Genomic DNA, 1109 nt, shown 5'->3' with positions numbered 1-1109 from the left:
CCGGCCATTTCATCCGCGCGTGCCCGACGATGTGCCGTGATTAACGGCTGGCCGTGTTCATCCTGTTGATGGTTGCGGGCAATGGCATAGAGGGCATTCTGTAAGCCTGAGGCCACCATCTGGCGTCCCTCAGCATGGCTGGTGTGGGCCGCCATCATAATGGCTTCACGAATTAATCCCCGATCCGAACGGGTCAGGCTCTCTTCTTCTTTTTTCTCGCCACCGGTGATCATCAGTCGGGCAGCAATTTCCATTTCCCCCAGAATATCACGCTGCTCATCCCCTTCATCCTGCGATTCATCGGTATCCGGAATATCGGCTTCATTAATACGCAAGTGTTGGGGGCTGAGTTGCAGCAGTTGATGGGCATCGGCAAACAGCGCCAGACTGACGCCACAGCCCGGCTTGATACCGATTTTATTGACCGTCAGCCCCAGACTGGCGTAGTAATCGGCCAGTAAACCAAAACTGTTTCCCGCCTCCACAATAAACAGGCGCGGTCGGTGGATAGCCATCAGTTGCACCAGCGAGGCACACAGGGTGGCGGATTTACCTGCCCCGGTCGGACCAAACAGCAATAAGTGCGCATTCTGGGTGCGATCCTGTTTGTTCATCGGATCGAAGGTCAGCGGCGCACCACCGCGATTAAAAAAGCTGAATCCCGGATGCCCGGTGCCGGTTGAACGCCCGGTAACCGGCAATAATCCGGCCAGATGCTGTACCCACGTTAGGCGGCTGTACCAATGTTTCCTGTCCTTCTGTGGGTTAAAACACATGGGCAGGGCGCGTAAATAGGCATTCAGCGGGGAAACACTGAATTCCGGTCGCACGGGCTGTAATCCGGTCGCCAGCAGGGTTGACGATAACTGATGCACCCGCTGGTTCAGGTCAGTGACATCGTTGCCGCGCACCAGAAAGGCCAGCGCACTGCGATACAGTTTATGGCGTCGTCCCAGTAAGGCTTTGACCTCCTGCACATCCTGCCGGACACGCGCCGATTCGGTATTTTCCCCCACGGCATTTTTTGCCAGCCGGGTAAAATTTTCTTCCAGCGTATCCTGTGCCTGCGCCACGATGGTAAGTGTTACCACGGTGCCTTCCGGCATCAT

The 1109-nt window shown here is 56.1% G+C and carries 1 protein-coding gene; it reads right to left on the bottom strand.

What is annotated here, in order from left to right:
* Nucleotides 1-1109: conjugative transfer ATPase (locus tag AAC147_RS10135; RefSeq protein ID WP_047686498.1), on the bottom strand; the 1109-nt coding region annotated here is incomplete at both ends.

Source organism: Xenorhabdus sp. NBAII XenSa04, from assembly GCF_963866145.1.
Lineage (GTDB): Bacteria > Pseudomonadota > Gammaproteobacteria > Enterobacterales > Enterobacteriaceae > Xenorhabdus > Xenorhabdus indica.
The sequence above is the reverse complement of the archived record's forward strand: the minus strand, read 5'-3'. Positions and strand labels throughout refer to the sequence as shown.